Origin of the sequence: Paenibacillus sp. BIHB 4019, assembly GCF_002741035.1 — a bacterium.
Taxonomy (GTDB): domain Bacteria; phylum Bacillota; class Bacilli; order Paenibacillales; family Paenibacillaceae; genus Pristimantibacillus.
Map to the genome: position 1 here is coordinate 7,072,688 of NZ_CP016808.1, position 20,134 is coordinate 7,092,821.

The 20,134-nt window shown below is 51.9% G+C and carries 17 protein-coding genes; 6 read left to right on the plus strand and 11 right to left on the minus strand.

Annotated elements, in window-relative coordinates:
* Positions 1-61: 61 nt before the first annotated feature.
* On the minus strand, positions 62-1,468 hold the full coding sequence (locus BBD42_RS30625; protein WP_237163291.1) for a hemolysin family protein: 1,407 nt from the start codon (positions 1,466-1,468) through the stop codon (positions 62-64).
* Positions 1,469-1,735: 267 nt separating this feature from the next.
* Here BBD42_RS30625 and BBD42_RS30630 point away from each other — a divergent pair, with 267 nt between their 5' ends.
* Together BBD42_RS30630 and BBD42_RS30635 are read left to right on the plus strand one after the other, a co-directional pair.
* Positions 1,736-2,338 (plus strand): copper resistance CopC family protein, encoded by a 603-nt coding sequence (locus tag BBD42_RS30630; RefSeq protein WP_099521237.1) that lies wholly within the window; start codon positions 1,736-1,738, stop codon positions 2,336-2,338.
* Entirely contained in the window at positions 2,335-3,420 is a 1,086-nt protein-coding gene (locus BBD42_RS30635; RefSeq protein WP_099521238.1) for a copper resistance D family protein, read from the plus strand. Before BBD42_RS30630 ends, BBD42_RS30635 begins: the two co-directional genes overlap by 4 nt.
* A gap of 97 nt (positions 3,421-3,517) precedes the next feature.
* On the opposite strand, the gene BBD42_RS30640 is transcribed toward BBD42_RS30635, so the two are convergent.
* From BBD42_RS30640 to BBD42_RS30650, 3 genes are all read right to left on the minus strand, one after another.
* Positions 3,518-4,423, minus strand: coding sequence for a fumarylacetoacetate hydrolase family protein (locus BBD42_RS30640; RefSeq protein ID WP_099521239.1), 906 nt, complete (start codon positions 4,421-4,423; stop codon positions 3,518-3,520).
* 27 nt (positions 4,424-4,450) lie between these two features.
* A complete protein-coding gene (locus tag BBD42_RS30645; protein ID WP_172455678.1) occupies positions 4,451-5,014 on the minus strand; it encodes a DUF4362 domain-containing protein in 564 nt (187 codons plus the stop codon).
* A gap of 65 nt (positions 5,015-5,079) precedes the next feature.
* Positions 5,080-6,399 carry a replication-associated recombination protein A gene (locus BBD42_RS30650; RefSeq protein ID WP_056040013.1) on the minus strand — a complete coding sequence of 440 codons (1,320 nt, stop codon included), beginning with the start codon at positions 6,397-6,399 and terminating at the stop codon, positions 5,080-5,082.
* Between the two features lie 439 nt (positions 6,400-6,838).
* Here BBD42_RS30650 and BBD42_RS30655 point away from each other — a divergent pair, with 439 nt between their 5' ends.
* Both BBD42_RS30655 and BBD42_RS30660 read left to right on the plus strand, forming a co-directional pair.
* Positions 6,839-7,168 carry a carboxymuconolactone decarboxylase family protein gene (locus BBD42_RS30655; RefSeq protein ID WP_099521891.1) on the plus strand — a complete coding sequence of 110 codons (330 nt, stop codon included), beginning with the start codon at positions 6,839-6,841 and terminating at the stop codon, positions 7,166-7,168.
* 58 nt (positions 7,169-7,226) lie between these two features.
* Positions 7,227-7,640: a cupin domain-containing protein gene (locus tag BBD42_RS30660; RefSeq protein WP_099521241.1), complete on the plus strand. Its 414-nt coding sequence runs from the start codon at positions 7,227-7,229 to the stop codon at positions 7,638-7,640.
* Between the two features lie 185 nt (positions 7,641-7,825).
* Here the strand turns inward: BBD42_RS30660 and BBD42_RS30665 are convergent, their stop codons facing one another.
* Both BBD42_RS30665 and BBD42_RS30670 read right to left on the minus strand, forming a co-directional pair.
* On the minus strand, positions 7,826-10,351 hold the full coding sequence (locus tag BBD42_RS30665; protein WP_172455679.1) for a glycoside hydrolase family 95 protein: 2,526 nt from the start codon (positions 10,349-10,351) through the stop codon (positions 7,826-7,828).
* A gap of 46 nt (positions 10,352-10,397) precedes the next feature.
* Positions 10,398-11,486 carry a Gfo/Idh/MocA family protein gene (locus tag BBD42_RS30670; protein WP_099521243.1) on the minus strand — a complete coding sequence of 363 codons (1,089 nt, stop codon included), beginning with the start codon at positions 11,484-11,486 and terminating at the stop codon, positions 10,398-10,400.
* Between the two features lie 312 nt (positions 11,487-11,798).
* On the opposite strand from BBD42_RS30670, the gene BBD42_RS30675 reads away from it, so the two are divergent.
* Both BBD42_RS30675 and BBD42_RS30680 read left to right on the plus strand, forming a co-directional pair.
* On the plus strand, positions 11,799-13,481 hold the full coding sequence (locus tag BBD42_RS30675; RefSeq protein WP_099521244.1) for a hypothetical protein: 1,683 nt from the start codon (positions 11,799-11,801) through the stop codon (positions 13,479-13,481).
* A gap of 286 nt (positions 13,482-13,767) precedes the next feature.
* Complete coding sequence (locus tag BBD42_RS30680; protein WP_099521245.1) at positions 13,768-14,421, plus strand: FusB/FusC family EF-G-binding protein; 654 nt, start codon at positions 13,768-13,770, stop codon at positions 14,419-14,421.
* Between the two features lie 176 nt (positions 14,422-14,597).
* On the opposite strand, the gene BBD42_RS30685 is transcribed toward BBD42_RS30680, so the two are convergent.
* From BBD42_RS30685 to BBD42_RS30705, 5 genes are all read right to left on the minus strand, one after another.
* Positions 14,598-15,950: an alpha-L-fucosidase gene (locus BBD42_RS30685; RefSeq protein WP_099521246.1), complete on the minus strand. Its 1,353-nt coding sequence runs from the start codon at positions 15,948-15,950 to the stop codon at positions 14,598-14,600.
* A gap of 77 nt (positions 15,951-16,027) precedes the next feature.
* Positions 16,028-16,870 (minus strand): AraC family transcriptional regulator, encoded by an 843-nt coding sequence (locus BBD42_RS30690; protein ID WP_099521247.1) that lies wholly within the window; start codon positions 16,868-16,870, stop codon positions 16,028-16,030.
* Positions 16,871-16,953: 83 nt separating this feature from the next.
* The gene (locus BBD42_RS30695; protein WP_056040001.1) at positions 16,954-17,775 is read right to left on the minus strand and encodes a carbohydrate ABC transporter permease; all 822 of its coding nucleotides are present in this window, start codon (positions 17,773-17,775) and stop codon (positions 16,954-16,956) included.
* Entirely contained in the window at positions 17,772-18,647 is an 876-nt protein-coding gene (locus BBD42_RS30700) for a carbohydrate ABC transporter permease (protein ID WP_099521248.1), read from the minus strand. Before BBD42_RS30700 ends, BBD42_RS30695 begins: the two co-directional genes overlap by 4 nt.
* Positions 18,648-18,701: 54 nt before the next feature.
* The gene (locus BBD42_RS30705) at positions 18,702-20,108 is read right to left on the minus strand and encodes an ABC transporter substrate-binding protein (protein ID WP_172455680.1); all 1,407 of its coding nucleotides are present in this window, start codon (positions 20,106-20,108) and stop codon (positions 18,702-18,704) included.
* Positions 20,109-20,134 lie beyond the last annotated feature (26 nt).

The window sequence follows — 20,134 nt, forward strand, 5'->3', positions numbered from 1 at the left end:
AACCTTTCCACCGATGGACATCGCCCGGAGGAGGAGGTTCCTTTTTTTATGTGCAGCGCCCTTAGGTTCCAGTTCCAGTTCCTGTTCCTGTTCCCTTCCCTTTTCCATCAATGTTTCCAGCGCCACCCTTTACCCCCTCATTTTCCTTGTCTGAAGGGGAAGCAGCGAGCCGGCTCACGCGAATACGGGAAATGCGGTAATGATCCGTCTCCTCGATGACGAGCTCGAAATGGTCGGCTACTTTTACACGGTTGCCTTTGCGGGGGAGGTTTTCCAATTGGGAATACATCCAGCCGCCAATCGTATCAAAGTTGTCACAGCTAATATTCGTCCCGAGGCAGCTGTTTACCTCCTCAATTTGCATCATTCCGCTAATCGAGTGGCTCCCTTCGCCAAGCGGCTCAATCATTGCCCGTTCCTCGTCAAACTCATCCTGAATTTCACCGACGATTTCCTCCATAATGTCTTCCAGCGTCACGATACCTGAAGTGCCGCCATATTCATCTATTAAAATCGCAATTTGCGATTTGCTCTCCTGCATTTGGCCAAGCAGCTCCCGAATGAATATCGACTCCGGAACCGTCATAATCGGGCGTAAAATCTGACGGATGTCGGTCAGCGTATGCTGCGCATCCTTCCATAAATCTTTAATATGGACAAAGCCGATAATATCGTCCTTGTCGCTTTCACAGACGGGATACCGCGTGTGCATTTCGGCAAGCGCCATCTGTTTATTTTCCTCAAGCGATAGCTGGGCATACAAGCAGATGACCTCCCGGCGGGGAATCATAATTTCTCTCGCATGCGTTTCTGTAAATTTAAAAATATTATCAACAAGCAGCAGCTCCGTATGATGAATGAGTCCGCTACGCTGGCTTTCCTTGAGCAGCAGCCGAATGTCCTGACTGGAGTACGCATGAACGGGGCCAGCTCCCATCCGGACATCGCCATCCTTAACTAGCCAACTAGACAATACGTCCAGCAGCCGCGCCATCGGATACACCATTTTATGAAAATAAAACAAAGGTGCGGCTGCGGCTGCAACGACCTGCTCTGCGCGCAGTCCTCCCAGCGCCTTCGGAACGAGCCCGCCGCAGACGCTGTGCAGCACGGCAGCCAGCAGCAAAGCGGCTGCTACCGCACCCACTTCCACTACGATTGGAGCGATTGGGACTAGCCCATTCACTCCATCAAGCCATGAACCAAAGAGCAGGCGGAACGCTGGAATACCCATCCAGCCCATTCCAAGCGATGCGACGGTTAGGCCAAGCTGGCATGCGTTTAAATAAGTACGAGGCTCGCGCAGCATGGCGGCAGAAACAGCAGCTCTTTTTGATAAACGGCGCCCGGCATGCAGCCTTTGCAGCTGATCGGAGCGCAAACGCAGCAGAGCCGCCTCCGCCGCAGCGAAAAAACCGTTAGCCAGCAATAACCCTGCAAACAGCACAACCTGAATCGTTTCACCCAATGCGGCTTCGCCTGCCCTGCCCCAGAAAATGCTCCGGTGGCGGTAGGCGCACCCCCTCGTCCATCTCTCGCCGTTTTCAGTGACGGTAATTATGTGTATTCGTCTTAGGCCGTACATTATTCAGCATGGACCTAGCGTTTTTTGCAAAAGTTCATAAAGTCGCCTATAATTTGCGGCAAGGGAGGCCGTATGTCCCCCCCCTATATCTGATATAATGCTAACAGCTTGCTACAACATATTAAGCTTTGGCTTACAAGGAGGAACAACATGAAACGAATCATTTTAATTATGCTGGCTGTTATTTGGCTAATTCCGGGTGCAGCTTTTGCCCATTCCAAAATCGAGCAGGCGACACCTGCTGTAGACGAAACGGTAACTGCATCACCTGCTCAAATTTCGCTTTCTTTCAATACCGATATTGAGAAGCTGAGCACATTCAAGCTCCTAAACGCGGCCGGCGAGCAAGTCGCAACCGATGAAGTCGTTGTAGATGGAAAAACGATGAGCGGAGCGGTACCTGCCGCGCTGGAAAACGGGATATACACGGTAAAATGGGCGATTATTGGCGCTGACGGCCATGCGATTGAGGGCGATTACAGCTTCACTGTCAATGCGCCGGAAGCTGCTGCAAGCGAGCAGCCCGCATCGGCATCCCCTTCCCCTGAAAGCTCGTCAACGCCTGATGCAGCGGCTAGCGAGTCACCTGCCCTTGAAACGGCAAGTCCTGCGGCAAGCGCTGTGCCGGCAACAGACACCGCCACCCAAACGGAGGGAAAAGCCAGCAGCTCCACAACGAGCGTAATCATCATTGTCGTCGTCATTCTCCTCATTGCCGTGATCGCTGCCGCTGCGAGAAGACGTAAAAAATGATTTATTTGAGCGAGACGCTTCTATATGTATGCTTTGCGTTGTTAATGGGCGCATTTACTTTGCGTCTCGTGCCGGAGGGCAAGCGACCGCAGGTTATTGTCCCTGATCGCTTGCTGCTTGCCTGCGCGCTCGCTATTCCTGTGCTTTCGTTTGTCCCGCTTGATCAAACGGCACGCACGTTCGCAGCAGATTTTGAACTCAGCTATGGGCAAATGATGAAAAGCCTGCTGCTTGATGCCGTAGCAGGCAAAGCCTTAATCTGGACCCTGCTTAGCTCCCTCGGCCTGTCGGTCCTGCTCGGAATGAAATCCTTCCGGCAGGACCGCCATATGCCGAAGGTTGGGCTGTTTATAACGTTGCTGCTTGCCGTATGGCTCGGTTATGCCAGCCACGCCTCATCGCTGTATGGGCTGAAAGGAATCGTCATTCACAGCGCCCATTTTATAGCCGTCACGATTTGGCTCGGCATTGTCATTACGATAAGCTTGTTTTCGAAGGATGAAAGCCACTGGGAGCCGTTTTTATCCTGGTTTTCAACGCTCGCCTTCGGCTGTTTTTTCGTAACCATTTCAGCGGGCATTACACTAATGACCTTTACGACGCCCGAATACGTAAACGCCTGGATGCTGCCGTATGGGCAAATGCTGTTAATCAAGCACCTATTGCTGCTGCCGCTGCTGCTGCTCGCGTATTCGAACGGCTTTGGCTACAAAAACAAGCTTAAGCATAACGCCGCTTTCCGCCCGCTCCCTTGGTTTAAGGCAGAAAGCATCGTCGCATTGCTGATTTTTATCGCCACAAGCGTGCTAGGGCAACAGGCTCCGCCGCATGAGGTGAAGGAAACGCTGCAAACAACAGCACCTTCTTCTCTGTTCACAACGATTTATAAAGGCAGCTTTAGCCCTGATATTACGCTTCATTTTTCACTTGGGCTAGATAGCTGGCTGTTGCTTGCATCAGCTGTTGTGATGATTGCCGGTTTTTTCCGGATGTACCGCAGCGAACAGCTGCTGCCTGCTTTTGCGATGGGTCTGCTGGCTGCTGCCTTTGGTTACGGCGCACTCATGTTTGCCATTGCCTGAGGAAAGGGATTGGAGAAGCACTTATAAAATTTATAGCAAAAAAAGCAAGGACGCTGGCGGCATTAGCCTGGGCTTCCTTGCTTTTTTATTGCGTTCATTATTGCTCCCGAACCATAAGATTCGTCAAGCTGCCGAGCTTTTCAATTTCGATCGTAACGCGGTCCCCTGCCTTGAGGAAGCTTTGCTTGTCCGCCGGATAACCGAGCATGACGCCTTCAGGCGTACCCGTCAAGATGACATCGCCCGGCAATAGCGTCATATGGCGCGAAACATAGCTGACGATTTCCTTGCAGCTGAAAATCATATCGCTCGTGTTCGAATGCTGGCGCACCTCGCCGTTTACGATACATTTCATATCCAGCTCATTTGGATTTCCGATCTCGTCCGCTGTTACGAGATAAGGACCGAGCGGCGCAAATTTGTCGCATGTTTTGCCGAGCAGCCACTGGCCTGTCCGCATTTGCAAATCGCGAGCCGACAAGTCATTGGCAGCGCAGTAGCCGAATACGTAGCTGAGCGCTTCCTCCTCCGTCACATGCTTCGCTTCTTTGCCAATGACAATCGCTAGCTCCGCCTCATAATCCACCTTCTCGGAGGCAATAGGAAGCGGCACTGCTTCTCCATGCGCAGCGAGCGTATTGTTGAATTTGCTGAACAAAATCGGCACCTCGGGAATGGCCGCATTGGACTCCTCCGCATGCTTGCGGTAATTGAGGCCGATGCAGAGGATTTTGCCAGGGCTTGTCACAGCAGGGGCAAACGTCAGCTCCGCTTCATCGAGAAATACCGGGCCAAGCTCCGCTGCGCGGCTTATCGCTTCATCCGCCAGACGGTGAAGGGCTTCAACGGCCTCCGCCCCGCCTTCAATGACCTGATGAATATTTTGAGGTACGGATGCACTGCCTTTACAAGCTACGCTGGCTGCCGCAACATCGAGAATGCCTTGCTCCGTCTTTACTCCCAAACGCTCTGCACCTTGCTCCGTAAATGTTAACAGCTTCATAGGTTTATACAGCTCCTTAGTTTGGCGTTATTTTGCGGAATCCGGGTCGGCGGCCCAGAAAAAGGTTTCTGCCGTTTCGTCTTGGTCGCACCCGCGTAAAGTGTAGACCTCATCCCCACGATCCGTCTGCTTCGTTCCTATTCCTTCGCAGATCGTGCTTGGCCTGCCTAAATCGGAGCCAAACGCATCCATTCCATTGTCAAAGGTATACAGGATCGCATCCCCATTATAGACCAGCTCATAAAAAATAGGATCGCCTTCTATTGTATACTCCGTAAGCCGAACCTTGCCCGACTGCTTAAGCGCTATATTTTCAATAAAAGCATCCCATTTGTCCAAATTGTAATAACGTCCATGAACATTTACAACGTCGCCATTATCAGCCGCCTGCTCCGCTAAATACGGCTCTTCGACCTTTGGAAATACGCTTTCCAAAGCGCCGCTCGGGTCCGTTATAGCTGTTGGCTCCGCTTCCTTTACGATTGGCGAGGGTTCCGTAACTGGCGAGTGCCCCGTCTGAACCAGATTATTGCTGCTGCAGCCTGCGAGCAAAGCAATTGCCGCAACTAAGCTTGCGTATTTCAACATCATGCCCACCTCCTGCCCTTCAGACGAAGGCTGGCAGAAGAAGGTTGCCATTTCTGTCCCTCAAGCGGCTATTTCTTCCCCTTCGGACGTTTCCGCAGCTCTTGGTTTTGCCGGATTTTATCCTCCATGCCCTGCTCGGTTGCCTGGTAAAAGCTCATTTCCCGCAGCTTGTCCGGCAAATATTGCTGCTGCACATAATGCCCCGGATAATCATGCGGGTACTTGTAGCCTTCGTGGCCAAGCTGCGCCGAGCCTTTATAATGGGTATCGCGCAAATGCAGCGGCACCTCGGCTGCGCCAAGCCCCTCCATCATCGTCATCGCTTTGCCGATGGCCAGCGCCGTCGCATTCGATTTTGGGCTTTCTACCGCAAACAAAATCGCTTGCGACACATTGTATTTCGCCTCCGGCCAGCCGATTTTGTGATAGGCGTCCATGGCCGTTACCGCCTGCACCATCGCTTGCGGATTCGCAAGCCCAATGTCCTCGCTGCAAGCGACGATCAGCCGGCGGATAAACGTCATCGGGTCCATGCCAAGCTTCTCCACCGCGTACAAAAACCAGAACAGCGCCGCATCGCTGGAGCCGCGAACGCTTTTATGAAACGCAGACAGCACATCGTATTGCGTCGATTGATCGGCTTTGACCGCGCGATTGCGAATTGATTCCTGCGCGACCTCCAGCGTAATATGTACCGAGCCATCCGGCTCAGAAGGCGTCGTCACCGCGGCCAGCTCCAGCGCGTTCAAGGCGCGGCGAATGTCGCCGCCTGCCATATTCGCAATATGCGCCAGCGCCTCCTCGTCGCAGTGCAGCTCCATAAAGCCCAGCCCGCGTCCCTTATCGGCCAGCGCCCGCTTCATCGACTCCAGCGCATGCTGCGGGCCGAGCGGCTCCAATTGGAACAGCGTCGAGCGCGACAGAAGCGCCCCATTTACATGATGGAACGGATTTTCCGTCGTCGCGCCAATAAAAATAATAATCCCCTGCTCAACCGCTGGCAGCAGCGCATCTTGTCTTGCCGTGTTGAAGCGATGCACCTCGTCGAGGAACAAAATGGTTTTTTTGCCATACATCGTCTTGCTCAGACGGGCTTGCTCAATTACTTCGCGCACATCCTTCACCGAAGCGTCAACGGCGTTCAGCTTGACGAACTCGCCCGCTGTCCGCTTGGAAATAATGTTGGCCAGCGTCGTCTTGCCGCAGCCCGGAGGGCCGTACAGCAAAATGGACGATACCTGATCCCCTTCAATCGCCCGGCGCAGCAGCTTGTCCTCTCCAATGATATGCTCTTGCCCAATATATTCATCCAGCGTCTGCGGCCGCATCCGGTCGGCTAACAGCCTCGCCCGCGGCGTCTCCGCTTCCTGATAAGAAAATAAATCCATCTGCTCACAACCCTCTTCCCTATTCCTATCGATCATAGCATATTCGCTTTTTATTGCGCCACTGGCTTCATCGCTGTGTAATTTCTATTAGAACATGGGTATTCATTACATAAGGAGGGATGCGCCATGCCATGGACAAAAGAAGACTATTCTGATTCACTCAAAAACGTTATGGCACCCGTTCGCATTCAGCTTTCGTTGATGTAAATAATTAAACAATTTTATAATATCTGTTCAGTAATTAACAAATCGCTCTAATCTAACAATTGCGCTCTTTTTCTGCAAGTGTTTATAATTATAGACGGATGTTCTTTATTATATCAATGTACATTACAAATATCGTCGTGTTAATAAAAAGCTTTATGAATACATTTCCGCAAAATTTGCGACAATGCAGCAAGCTATGCATAAAAACCGTCAAGCGAAAGGAGCCTATAAAATGCCAGATGAAAAAGAACTTACAGCCGCGCAGAAAATGATTGGTGATTTTGCACCAAAGCTGGTTCAGTTAAATGATGATGTTTTATTTGGAGATGTGTGGGAGCGTAAGGAGCTTTCGCCTCGTGAACGCAGTTTAATTACTGTATCTTCTTTAATTACGGGCGGCAATACGCAGCAATTAGGCTTTCATCTTAATAAAGCAATGGAAAACGGGCTATCGGAAGAAGAACTTAAAGAAGCCATTACACATCTTGCTTTTTATGCTGGATGGCCAAAGGCGATGTCTGCTATTATGGTCGCTAAAGAAGTCTTTTCGAAAGAGAAGTAACGAAATGGATGATTCGCCCTACCCAACAACTAAATGAATGAGACGAGGAGCATAAAAAATGGCCCAAGCAAAGAATTTAGCTGAAAGTGTCATCTTCCCGAAAGGTCAAAAAATCACGAATAACTATTTTATTGGAGGAGCTTGGCTTGAAATGCTAGTTCCTGCTGATTCTCCCCTCAATTGCCCGATTGGCAATGTAACGTTCGAACCAGGTGCAAGAAACAACTGGCATAAGCATGCAGGCGGACAAATTCTGCTTGTAACGGGCGGCACAGGCTACTACCAGGAAGAAGGCAAGCCAGCACAAGTCATTCGTGAAGGAGATGTCGTGGAGATTCCTTCGGATGTGAAGCATTGGCATGGAGCTACAGCGGATAGCTGGTTTGCACATATTGCGATAAGCACCAATATCCATATGGGCGAGACCGAATGGTTGGAGCCCGTAACGGATGAGGCGTATGACCAATTATAATTACCGGCTGATTCTAAAGCATATTGTCGGTAACCCGCTCAAGTTAATTCAGTAAGCCATCCTTTATATTCTGTATCCATGCTGAGTTTTTCACAAAAAAAAGACGCACAAAGCGCTTCCCCGCTTGTACGTCTTTTCTTTTTCTAAAGTTATTTATGACAATCACAGCAACCTCTTCATGCCGCTTATTCGCCAGCCCATATCGGATGAATAACATACGTTCTCCCCTGCTCCGCCTGAAAATAATACTGCAGCGGCGTACGCTCCTCCACCTCCGGCATGCCCTCTTCGCCCTGCGGCTGAATCCGCAGCGCTGCACCTGCATACAGCACACATGGGCCGCTGCGGTGGGCAAGCAGCTCTGCCGCCTGCAGCTTGCCATCACGCCAGGAGATGGCGACCTCGAAGCCGCCGCGGGCGCGGAGGCCGCTGACGCTGCCGGCTGGCCAAGCGTCCGGCAGCGCTGGCAGCAGCTGCAGCCTGCCCGCATGCGACTGCACGAGCAGCTCGGCCATTCCAGCTGTTACGCCAAAGTTGCCGTCAATCTGAAAGGGCGGATGCGCATCGAACAAATTCGCATAAACGCCGCCCCGCTTGAAATCCATTACCCCATCATCCGGGATAAGCGTGAGCATCCGCTTAATTAGCGCATACGCCCGATTGCCATCACCGAACCTTGCCCATAGATTGACCTTCCAGCCGAGGCTCCAGCCTGTTCCCCCGTCGCCACGCCGATCCAAGGCGATGCGGGCGGCTTCATAAAGCTCCGGCGTACTTTCCGCTGACCAGCCATCACCCGGATAGAGCGCATATAGATGCGATACGTGACGATGAAACCGATCCTCGTCCTCGTAGTCTTGGGACCACTCTTGCAGTTGGCCATGCTTGCCAATGCTTGCCGGGAGCAGCTTAGGCAGAGCAGCTTCCAATTGCTGCAAAAAGTGCCGTTCCTCTGCGTATTCATATTCCGCTTTCAAATCCGGTCCCCATTCCCGTTTCTGTCCCTTTCCCTTTCTCTGTTCCTGCTCCTGTTCCTGCTCCGCTTCAAAGCAGCTTGCCCTTTCGACTGCCGCACAAGCACTAATTTGCTCATGGGCCGCCAAACAATGCTCAAACAGCTCGCGAATGAGGCTCATATCCATCGTTGATGCAACGCTCAGCGCTGGCGTTCGTCCGTCCTCCAGCCGGAAGCGGTGCTCCGGCGAGGTGGAGGGGGAAGTGACGAGCATGCCCTGCTCGTTTTCAACCAGCCAATCCAAATAAAACTGGGCCGCGCCTTTCATAACGGGGTAAGCTCGCTGCGCTAAGTAGCCGATATCCCCGCCAAAGCGATAATGCTCCCATAAATGCTGGCAGAGCCAAGCGGCACTCATCGGCCAGTTCGCCCATAGCGGATTGCCATGCCCGTAATCGCCTGGTGGCGCGGATTGCCGCCATATATCCGTATTATGATGGGCAGTCCAGCCCCGGCAGCCATAATTAACCTCTGCGGTTGCCTGCCCCGTTACGGATAAATCGGCAATAAAGTCCAGCAGCGGCTCATGGCATTCGGCCAAATGGCACAGCTCCGCAGGCCAATAATTCATTTGTGTATTAATATTGAGCGTATAATTGCTGCTCCAGATCGGCCGGGCATCCTGATTCCATATGCCTTGCAAATTCGTCGGCTGCGTGCCTGATCTGGAACCTGCGATCATTAAATAACGTCCGTAATGAAACAGCAGCTCTACGAGATGGGGGTCAGTTGCGCCATATTCGGCGATTCTTTGATTCGTCGGAAAGTCTTCAGGCAAGCTGGAGCCTTCTAGCTGAAAAGCCACTCTGCCAAATAACGTTCGGTGATCGTCACCATGCGCACGAAGCAGCGTTTCGAATGGCTTCTCCACAGCCGCTGTCAAATAGGCGCCCGCCGCCAGCTCAGCATTTTTGCCCTCTGTCCCTGGGCAGCGGTCATAGCCATTAAAGCTGGTTGCCGCTGAGACATACAGTGTCGCCGTTGTCGCCCCTTCCACATGAAGCCCATCCGCGTCCGCCGACCATGAGCCCCCAGCGGCCTGAATGCCAAGGAGCGCAGCAAAACGCATAGCCTTCGTCGTATCCGGCTGCCCGTACCGAATCGGCTCATCCGTCTCATAATAATTCGGATAAACCTGCTCCGGACAATAACCGGTAAGTAGCAGACCGTCACGTACAGGAGCGGTGCGGCTGCGCAGCGGGCTGCTGAGACTTGCCTTGAAGCTCAGCTTCCCGGGCTCGCTTGCAGTCAGGTGGATAACGATTACCTGATCGGGATGCGAAGCGAATACTTCCCGTGTATAAACAACCTTGCCTATTCGATATATCGTTCTCGCGATTCCGTTTGCCATATCGAGCTCGCGCCTATATTCTTCCGTCAATTGCCCGTGATAAAAGCGGAGCTGAACATCGCCTAGCGGCATATAGCTTTGCGTATAAGGCCCCATTGTCGAAGCTTTGCTTATTCGCTCAGCCTCCTCGTAATCGCCCTCTTTGATACAGCGGCGTATGTCTGCCCAAGCCGCAAGCGCTAACGGATTATTCCAATTCTGCGGGCTTCCCGACCAAAGCGTATCCTCGTTCAGCTGAATGCGCTCCGCATCAACACCGCCAAAAACCATCCCGCCAAGCCGCCCGTTCCCCACGGGAAGAGCCTCCGTCCAAATGCTTGCCGGCTTGTCATACGTCAGCTTCATGCTGCTCCCCTCCCTATCCGGCCCCAATATGAAGCCTGAAAGCTTGCTAAACAATACCGAATTCATCCTTTATATCCTGAATGCGGACAAGCTGGCCGCCGCCGCTTGCGCTGCGTTCCATTGCTGCCATCAGGGCAAGCGTGTGTATCGCCTCTGAAGCGTCAGGAAGCGGAAGCTCGCCACTGTCTAAACATTCCGCAAAATATTCAATATAGTTTTGGTACTCGCCTGCATGATGGCTTTTGCCTTCAAAGCGGAAATAGTAGTCATGCTTGTCTTCAAACGAATAAGAGGCTGTGCCTTGCTCAGCAAAATGCGTATGGTAGCTTAAATTCGGATATTCCGCACGCGATATGCCATTCGTTCCGCGCAGCACGCAGCTTATAGATGGCTCGACCGCCTGCCCTAGAGTCGGCATTGTATAATTGCCGGAAATTTGCGCCATTCGTCCCTGCCCATCCCGCAGCAGAAAACGCATCGAGTCCCAAGTATCGACGGTGCCGTTGCCGCTTTCGCCGCCAGCATCTATGCTGCGGCCGAAGCCTACAACCTCCGTTACGCCGGGCAAATACCAGCGAACGAGGTCAACAGCGTGGATCATAAAGCCGTACATCCAGCTAAAGCCTTTTTGGCGGCTCCAATCCTTTTCAAGAAACCAGCGTCCGTCGGTTATATATTGCGCCTCCACCATTTGAAGTGCGCCATGCCGCTCCTGCTCGTAATCGCTGCGCTGATGAAGCATCGGCTCGAAAAACCGCGAGCTTTGCCCTACAAATAAACGCTTGTCTGTCCCTTTCATGATGGCCAGCAGCTCCTGCGTGCCCTCCAAGGAAGGCAGCAGCGGCTTCGTGCAGATGGCATGCTTGCCCGCCTCCAGTGCTTGGCGGATATGCGTCAAATGCAGCTGGTCTGGCGTATATATCGCAATGACGTCAATTAAAGGGTTTTCCAATAAATCGCTATATTTGGTTGTCCAGCCATGAAAGCCGAATTCCTCCGCCCGCTGCTGGCAAAGCTCCTCATTTAAATCGCATACCGCCACCAGCTCATACCGCTCGCTCGCCAGCGCCGCCGACATAATGCTGCGTCCTTCCCCAAGCCCAATTACACCTAACCGATAACGCTGTTTAGTCATCTCATTCACGCATCCTTTGCTTTTTGTAAAATGGTAAAAGGCTGCTGATGGCGTGTACGCTGCAGCTCCCGCTTCTTCTCAAGTATAGCGAAGCGCCTTGCCGCTTACTTGTCTGGACAAGGTCGTTTATTTGCGATTTTGTTCAAAAATCGGCATGCTTCCTCCCTTTAGCCTGAGCCACCACTTCTGCCCCACGCTTTATGAACAAGATTGCAAACCAGCCTGCCTTTTTAGCAAAGAAAGCGTTTCCTCCGTCATGTTAAAATGGAGCCAGCAAAAAATCTTACATCCAAGTAAAGGAGAATTTGGCTCATGAAATTCGGCATGCAAGGAACGGTCATCGGCTGGCAGGACCCTTGGGCGCAGACGGCTTCAGAGCTTTATATGCGCACGGGAACAGGACAAATCTATCCTTCACAGGACCCTCCGCCAGGAAGGCAGGCTTTTATGGAGCAGCTTAAGCAGCTGCAGGCCGATTTTTACGTGCATCATGTGTTTCCCGGCCTTGAGGGCCAGCAGGAGCTGCTCGCTGACATGCTCGCCTATGGAATGGAGCTTTGCCTCGGCAATGAATATGGCAACATTAACGGCCCGTGGGAAGAGGGAACGAACCGCTACGACATTCCAGACGAGCAAATCCGGCTGGCAGCGGCAAGCGGACTGCTCATTGGGCTGCTCTTCGATGAGCCTGAGCATTTGCAGATCAATGCGGCGCAGTATCGCAAGGATGGCTGGTTCCCGCATTGGAGCAGCCTAACAATGGAGCAGGAAAACGTCGCTGCTTTGCGGGAAGCCTTGACCGCTGCGGTTGCAAAGCGCGATGCCCATGTCCGCTCTATTGTGACCGAGGTCCAAGTGCCAAGCCCCTCACCCGGCACTTCTAATGTGCCGCTCATTTCCGAGCAGGTATTTCCCGTGTTGTTCCACGCCCAGGCGCGGGGAGGGATGGCCCTTTGCCCCAAAATAATGAAGGAGTCGTTTCAATCGCTCCAGCTCGCCACGGCGCTAGGTGCAGCCAAGCAGTACAATCGCCCTTTGTGGCTGTGCGCCGATTTATGGGGACCGGATGCCGGCGAATGGCCGATTCGCACCCCGGGCTTTCCCGGCCATTCGCCAGCGGAGTTCGCCTCCGCACTCAGAATGGGTTATTTAATGAGTCCTACCCATTTATTTGTTGAAAATGTTGATGCGCTGATGCGATTCGACGGACACAGCTTTCAGCAAACTGCGTTTGGAGACGTCTGGCAGCAGTTCAGGCAGGAATTTGTCGCTGCCCACCCGCTGCCTTACAGCCACATGGATGCCAGTGCCGACATCGCCTTCATTCACTCCGACGACAGCAACTATGGCCAAAATGAGCGGCCCTTCGGCAGCTTGGCTGCTGCCATGCCGCAGGAAAGCCAGAGCATTTTTCACGTATGGCATTTGCTCAGCCACCGCACCATTCCGGCACATGGCAGCTGTATGCACATTCCCGGCTATACGTTCCCGCGCCATCGCTTGAAGGCCTCCATCGCTGAAGAGCGCTTCCCGCTATGGAAGGGAGCGCAGCTTCCACCAGCACCAGCAGCAGCCGCTGCAAACAGGGATGGAACCGCAGCGGTTCATCCATTATTTTTCCCGCTCAACAATGTGCTCGTTTACGATGAATTCGCGGCCGAGCCGCAGCTTGCCGGCGCCAAGCTCATTATCGCAGCTGGAAGCTCGCTGTCATCCGGCACGCTTCGCGCCATGAGGCGGCGCGCCGAGCACGCAGGCGCGGTCGTCCTTGTTGCGTTGTGGCTGCTGCCCGAAGCGTGGAAGCAGCGCTGCATCTTCCCCGGCGGCGGCGCTTGGCTCCCGACGGCTGACTTTCTCAGCGACGAAACGGCGGAGCTCGCCCGCCCGTTTCTTGGACGGCCCGATTGCTGGGTTCAGCGCTTCGGGAATAAGGAGGTTCATTTTCACAAAGGGGATCACGGCGGATTTACACTGGATTTCGAGCTTAATGGGTAGCGCAAAGCAGCTTGAAAGCATGCTGTGGATGGGATTTGCTATTGAGAAGCGGGGTTATTTTGACTATAATAAACGGTAATTCAATATAAAAGGAGGTCGGTATGGATGGCAATTAGAGATTGCCGGATTGGCACAGCCCACTGCGGAGCAGGTTTTGGAAGCGATACTTTGCATGGGCGCACTCATAACGGATACGTTATCGCCTAGCCACGCTTATGTCGTTTCTAATACTTGGCTTTGCACCTTATTTTCTGCACGATCAAAACAAATAAGGGGCTGAACCTAAATGAATAAACCATTTATTAGAAACCATCAATATAATGTGATTAAAAAACAAGCCGGCATTTTGCAGCATGCGCTCGGCACAGTTGCCGACCGTAAAATTTTGGAGTCCGTTAAATATACGACCGAATCTAAAATTTTGGAGATGTTCCCAGACGCAGCCGCCGAGCACAAGCAAATGCTTGAAGCCGTCTCGACGCTGCAGACGAAAGAGGATTTTGCCAAGTATTTGCGGGAATTGGAAGCCTATTTAACGGAGTTTCCGGCCATTACGGCCAAGCAAATCCAGAAGCTTTTTCCCAAAAATAAAAAGCTCAAGCTGCCCGATCTAGCCGCTATCGACTATCGCTATGTCACTTATTTAAGCTGGATCGATATTGCGAGCAACAAGCTGTTTATCGTTTATCCGGCAAATGGCCAGTTCGTTGGCGTCGAAGGACGCTACAACCCGACGAACAAGAAAAACTATTGCTTTGTGTGCAATCGGTTTGAGGAGCTTGCTTTATTTTCAGCCATAACGAAAAAAAGGCCTGCAGGCGCATCCCCCGACTACTACAAAGCTGTTGGTAACTACATGTGCGCCAACAGCCATGACTGCAACAACAATATTACCGATACGACCGCACTTGAAAAATTTATTGAGGCGGTAGTTGGGTAAATAGCGGAATGGTGCTGCGCTGTTTGACATGAACACAGCAGACAGTGTCCGGCCATGTAACGGCTTCAAAGCGCGTACCGATGCTCAATCGGTACGCGCTTTTTGTATGAAAGCGGAATAGTAAAAGCCGCTGACGGTGAATACCTATACAGGCATCCTGTCAGCGGCCGATGTGATTATTTTAAAAACAGTTCAATAACCGGAACGGTGACGTTCGGTTTTTTCACTGGCAGCTCCAATGTAAGCGTATCGGCAGCCCGCCCTTCGTTAAAGGCGCCTGCCTCCATCGTCATTTCCTGCTCGCCCTGGACCATCCGGATTTCAGAAGCATCATGGAGCAGCTGGGCATAGGCGATTTTGCCCGAGAAGCCGTATAGGTGCAAATGCTTGAACGGCCAGCTGAAAATATGCAAATACAGCCGATTCGTCGATGGGTTATACGTAAAACGGCAATCCTGCGGGCTGGCATATTCCTCCGGCGCTGCCGTACAGCCATAGATGGAACGGTTGTGCCGCCGCATCCAGGCGCCAATTCCCTTCAAGCGCTCCACCGCGCGTTCATCGAATTCGCCTCGCCCTGTCGGCCCGACATTCAGCAGCAAATTGCCGCCTTTGCTTACCGTATCAATCATCATTTGCACGAGCATATCGATGCTTTTCCACGATTCCTCGTCGCGGTAATAGCCCCATGAGCCGCTGAACGTATGGCATGCTTCCCAGACGACACGCTGCCCGTTCACTTTAATCCACTCCCGCGGCTGATACTGCTCCGGCGTCGTAATATCTCCCGCTATTTGCAGGCGGTCATTGAGCATAATATTCGGCTGCAGCTCGCGAATCATGCGCACTAGCCGCTCGCTTTGCCATGCCTCCTTGCCTTTGCCCTCAAAGCCCGCTTCGGCGGCAATGGAGAAGTCGTAGAACAGCACATCGATGTTGCCATATTCGGTGAGCAGCTCCCTCGTCTGGCCGAACAGAAACTCGACATATTTGGCAAAATCCCGCTCCTTGCTTTGTTCCAGAAACGCCTCATTATAGCGCAGCGGATGCTTCACATCGACCGTATAATGCGGGTGATGCCAGTCGAGCAGCGAATAATACAAGCCCGTGCGAATGTCGCGCTCGCGAAAAGCATCCAGCATCGGCCGCAGCAAATCCCGCTTGGCCGGACTATTCACCGCATGATAAGCCGTCAGCTTCGAGTCCCACAGGCAGAAGCCTTCATGATGCTTGGCGGTGACGACCATATATTTCATGCCCGCTTCCGCGGCAAGATCAGCCCATAGCTCCGGGTCATATAAATCCGGATCAAAATGCTTGAAATATTTTTCATATTGCTCATTGCTGAGAAACTCTCTGGACCGCATCCACTCATGCCTCGCGCCAAGCGCATATAGCCCCCAGTGGATGTACATGCCGAAGCGGTCATGGGTGAACCACTTTGCGCGCTGTGCGCTGTCAAGCTCTGTTTGTGAAGGCACACCCTCGCTTGCTCGTATTCCTTCTATGTTCTCCGTTCCCTTCGCCATCTTCTTACGCTCCTCCCTTAGCCGCTTATATGCCTTGTTCGCAAGCCCTGCTTGCTGTCTCTTCTTTTCACTAGCGGCTATATCGCCTGCTTCGCCACTCTGCGGAATTCCCGCGGCGAAACCTCGCTGTATTGCTTGAAATGCTTATTGAAGTAATGAATGGAATTGTAGCCGCACTCAAAGGCAATGTCCGTAATCGATTTGCTCGTCGTCTTCAGCAGATGCATCGCAATTTGCAGGCGCAGCCGATGAATAAATTGATTAGGCGTGACGCCGACCGCCTGCTTGAAATGAGTATAAAAATACGTTTTTCCCCGGCCATACAATTCAATTAAATCCCGGACATCAATGTCCTCGGTAATGTGGCGCAAAATATGCTCCACTGCCGACACGACGCCTTCGTCCACCTCCACCTGCTCGCCTTCCCCAGCCGAGCAGGCAACCGCATAACGAAACACATGAACCAAAATATCGATAAACCGCATCAATTGCGCGGCCTCCCAGCCCGGCTCCTTCCTCACCTGCTCCTCATAGGCGGCCTTGGCAGCAGCCTGAATGCCCTTGGCATAGGCAGAGCTGGCCGGAATAAGCGGACAAGCACCCTCGGTATAAAACGGATACAGCAGGCGATAGCCATTGGGAATCATTCGAACGATGGAGGGCGAGAACAGCACCATAATCCATTCAATCGGCTTGTCTGCCTCCTGCGCCAAATTATAGTGCGGGGCATAGGGCCGAAACAGAAACACATCCCCGGCTTCACCGGTGTATTCCCGATCCAAAAGCTGAAAGCGGGACTTGTTATGCAGCAGCACATTGATTTCGAGAAAATCATGCATATGCAGCTCATGCTCGACGAGACTATCGATGCGGCGCTCGATTTTCAGTTCCTTTTCCAGCCTCAGATCATGGAAAAACATCGCGCTTCCTCCCTTCGTCTCTTTTTGCCCTTTTTAGCCTGCTTGCCTCCTCTATCTGCAAACGAGCCATGGCACAGCTTATATCAGCCTTTTACCGAGCCGGAGGTCATGCCGGAAATGATATATTTTTGACCGAGCAAATAGATGATGATGACCGGCAAAGTTGTCAGCACAATATCAGCGGAAACGAGATTCCAATTCACCGAAAAACGGCCAAAGAAATTATAAACGGCAAGCGTCATCGGCCACATATTCGAGTCATTCAAATAATAGAGCGGCAGGACAAAATCATTCCACGCGCCCATAAAATTCAAGATGCCGACCGTAACAATAACCGGCGTCAGCAGCGGAGCTACGATGGAGTAAAACAGGCGCAGCGGCGAGCAGCCATCTACAATGCCCGCTTCATCCAGCTCTCTTGGCACCGAGCCAACGAAGCCATAAATAAGAAAGACGCTGAAGGGAATCGACATGACGGCAAGCAAAATGACCATGCCCAGCTGCGTATTAATCAAATGGGTGAACTGCATCACCTTCGTTAATGTCACAAAATTAATCGGCATCGCAATGCCCAAAATAACGAAGAAATACATAAACCGGTTCAACCGCGACTGATTGCGGGCAAAAATATAAGCGGCAATCGCAGCGAGCGCGATGCCCAGCACCGTTGAACCGACCGCATACAGCAGGCTGTTCAAAAAAGATTGCAGCAGCTTGCCCTGCTCCACAACGATGGCGTAATTGCTCCAATGCAGCGCCTTCGGCAGCGCAATGCTCATGGAGCTTGCGCCCATCTGATCTTTCAGCGAGTTGACAATGATCAAATACAGCGGGAGAAAAGTTACTAGGCTGAGCAGCCAAGCGATGCCGTTGCGTGCCAGCTTTTGAATGAATTTCGGGGTCATTGGTCACGCCCCTCCTCTCTGGCCATTAGGCGGATGACAAAATAACCGACAATCGTCATGAATAGAAAGAGCAGCGAGGACAGCGCGGTGCCAACCCCATAACGGCCCATCGAAAATTCTTTAAAAATCGCTGTATAAAGCACATCTGTTGCATAGCCCGGCCCGCCGTTCGTCAAAACATAAACCGCCTCGAATACTTTCAGGCCATGCAGCAAGTTCAGCACCGTCGTCACGACAAGCGCCGGCATGAGCAGCGGGAGTGTCACATACTTGAATTTATGCCAGCTGTTCGCCCCGTCGATTTCGGCTGCTTCATAATAGCTTCGCGATATCGACTGCAAGCCCGCCAGCAAAATAATCATAATGTAGCCGGCGCCCTTCCACGTATCGACGCCGATAATCGATTTGAACGCCCAATTGGCGTCAACGAGCCATTTTTGCGCCATAAAATCCAGCCCCATCCATCTGAGCGCTTCATTCAGCAGCCCCGTCGCCGGATTCAAAATCGATTTAAAAATCAGGCCGACGACGAGCATCGGCACGATCGATGGCATAAAAATCATGACCCGATGAAAGCCTTTAAGCTTGATGCCTTCATTCAGGATAAGGGCGAACAGCAGGCCAATTGCCGTTTTTAAAATAACGGTCGATGCCGTAAAATTCAACGTATTGATAATGTAGCTGACATAATTTTCACCGGACGAAAACAGCGTCTTGAAATTGTCCAATCCGATGAAGGTAATCGTATCCGAGTAGCTGTTCCAATCCGTCAGCGAATAATAGAAGCCCATCAGCCCGGGCACGACGAAAAAGATAAAATAAACGCCGACTGTGCCCAAGGCAAAGTAAAACGGATAAATTTTATTTCTCATGCAGCATTCATCTCCACTCACTCGTTTGTCGTCTATAGCGGTGGCAGCCGCCTTTTATTTAGCCCATGCCGGATCTTTCGCCACAACCGCCATATCGGCACGGCGCTTGTCGATGCTTTTCAGCATATCCTCCGGCTGTATCGCGTTGCCCAGCATCGCAACCAAATCTTTGCCCATATCCATCCACTGCGGATTGACATAGTTCACGTAATCCTGAATATCCGTGCCTTTTTTCGTATATGTCGCCATCAGCTTCTTCTGCTCTTCATTGTATTTGTCTTTCAGCCCTGGGAAGTTTAGATTGGAAATCGTCGAATCATTGTCAAGCATATACTGCAAGTTTTCCGGCTGCGCCAAATACGCCAGGTACTGCTTCGCTTCTTCAATATGCTTCGAGCCGGAATAAATAAATTTGCTTGGGCCGCCTGGATTGATGTAATAAATTTGATTGTCCGCGAGCGGAATGACGAAATAACCGAATTGATCCGCTTTGACATTAGGGTCTGCCTTCTCGATATCGTTGACGATGCTTTGGGCCGCAAGGGTCATTGCATATTTGCCGCTCGCCATCTTCACAGCCGAATCCGCCCCTGTATCGGAAAAAGCGTTGTCGCCCATAAAACCAAGGTCATACATTTCCTTAAACTGCGTTAGAGCCAGCTTCATCGTCGGATCGTCCACAAACTTCTTCTTATTCGCATTCAAATCATCGTATAAGCCCGGCGTTACCTCATCGTAGCGCGGTCCCGGCTCGGCGAACCACAGGACATGATGCCAGCCATCGGCAATCGGCTCATACAGTGGGGTAATGCCAGCATCCAGCAGCGTCTGGGACAATGCCTTGAACTCCTCGTACGTTTTTGGAATGGTGAGGCCATGCTGTTCAAAAATCTTTTTATTGTACGCAATAACGAAGCTGCTGCCCGTATCCCAAATCGTCTGGGCGTATACTTTGCCGTTCAGCGTCAACTGCTCAATGCTGAGCGGGTCCTCGCGCTTCACCCACTCTTCTCCGCTTAAATCAACAGCATTTTTCTCGACATTATAATTGAGGCTGATTTCGCTTTTGCCGCTTTGCCCGCCAAACAAGTCGGTAGCCTCGCCAGCGTTCAGCTTTGTTTTGAGCACATTGAAATATTGATCGGAAGGAACAATTTGATAATCGATTCGAATGCCGGTCTCGGCTTCAAATTTTTTGGCGAGCTGCATTTCCGCGTCCTTTATCCAGCCTTGGCTGGCCAAGTAGGTAAGCGTAATATTTTGCTTCGCCCCTCCTGTTCCGCCTGTGCCGCTATTCGCGCTGCCTGCCGGGGATGATGCATTTGCACCGGATCCCGTATTTCCGCCTCCACAGCCCGCAACTATAATCGCAACCAAAGCAATAACCGTTAACAGCCACATCGATTTTTTCATCATATCGCTCCCCTTTAATGTTGAATGCTCAGCTGTATGCGTTTTCATTTCCTGCTTCCCCATTATAGAATTCC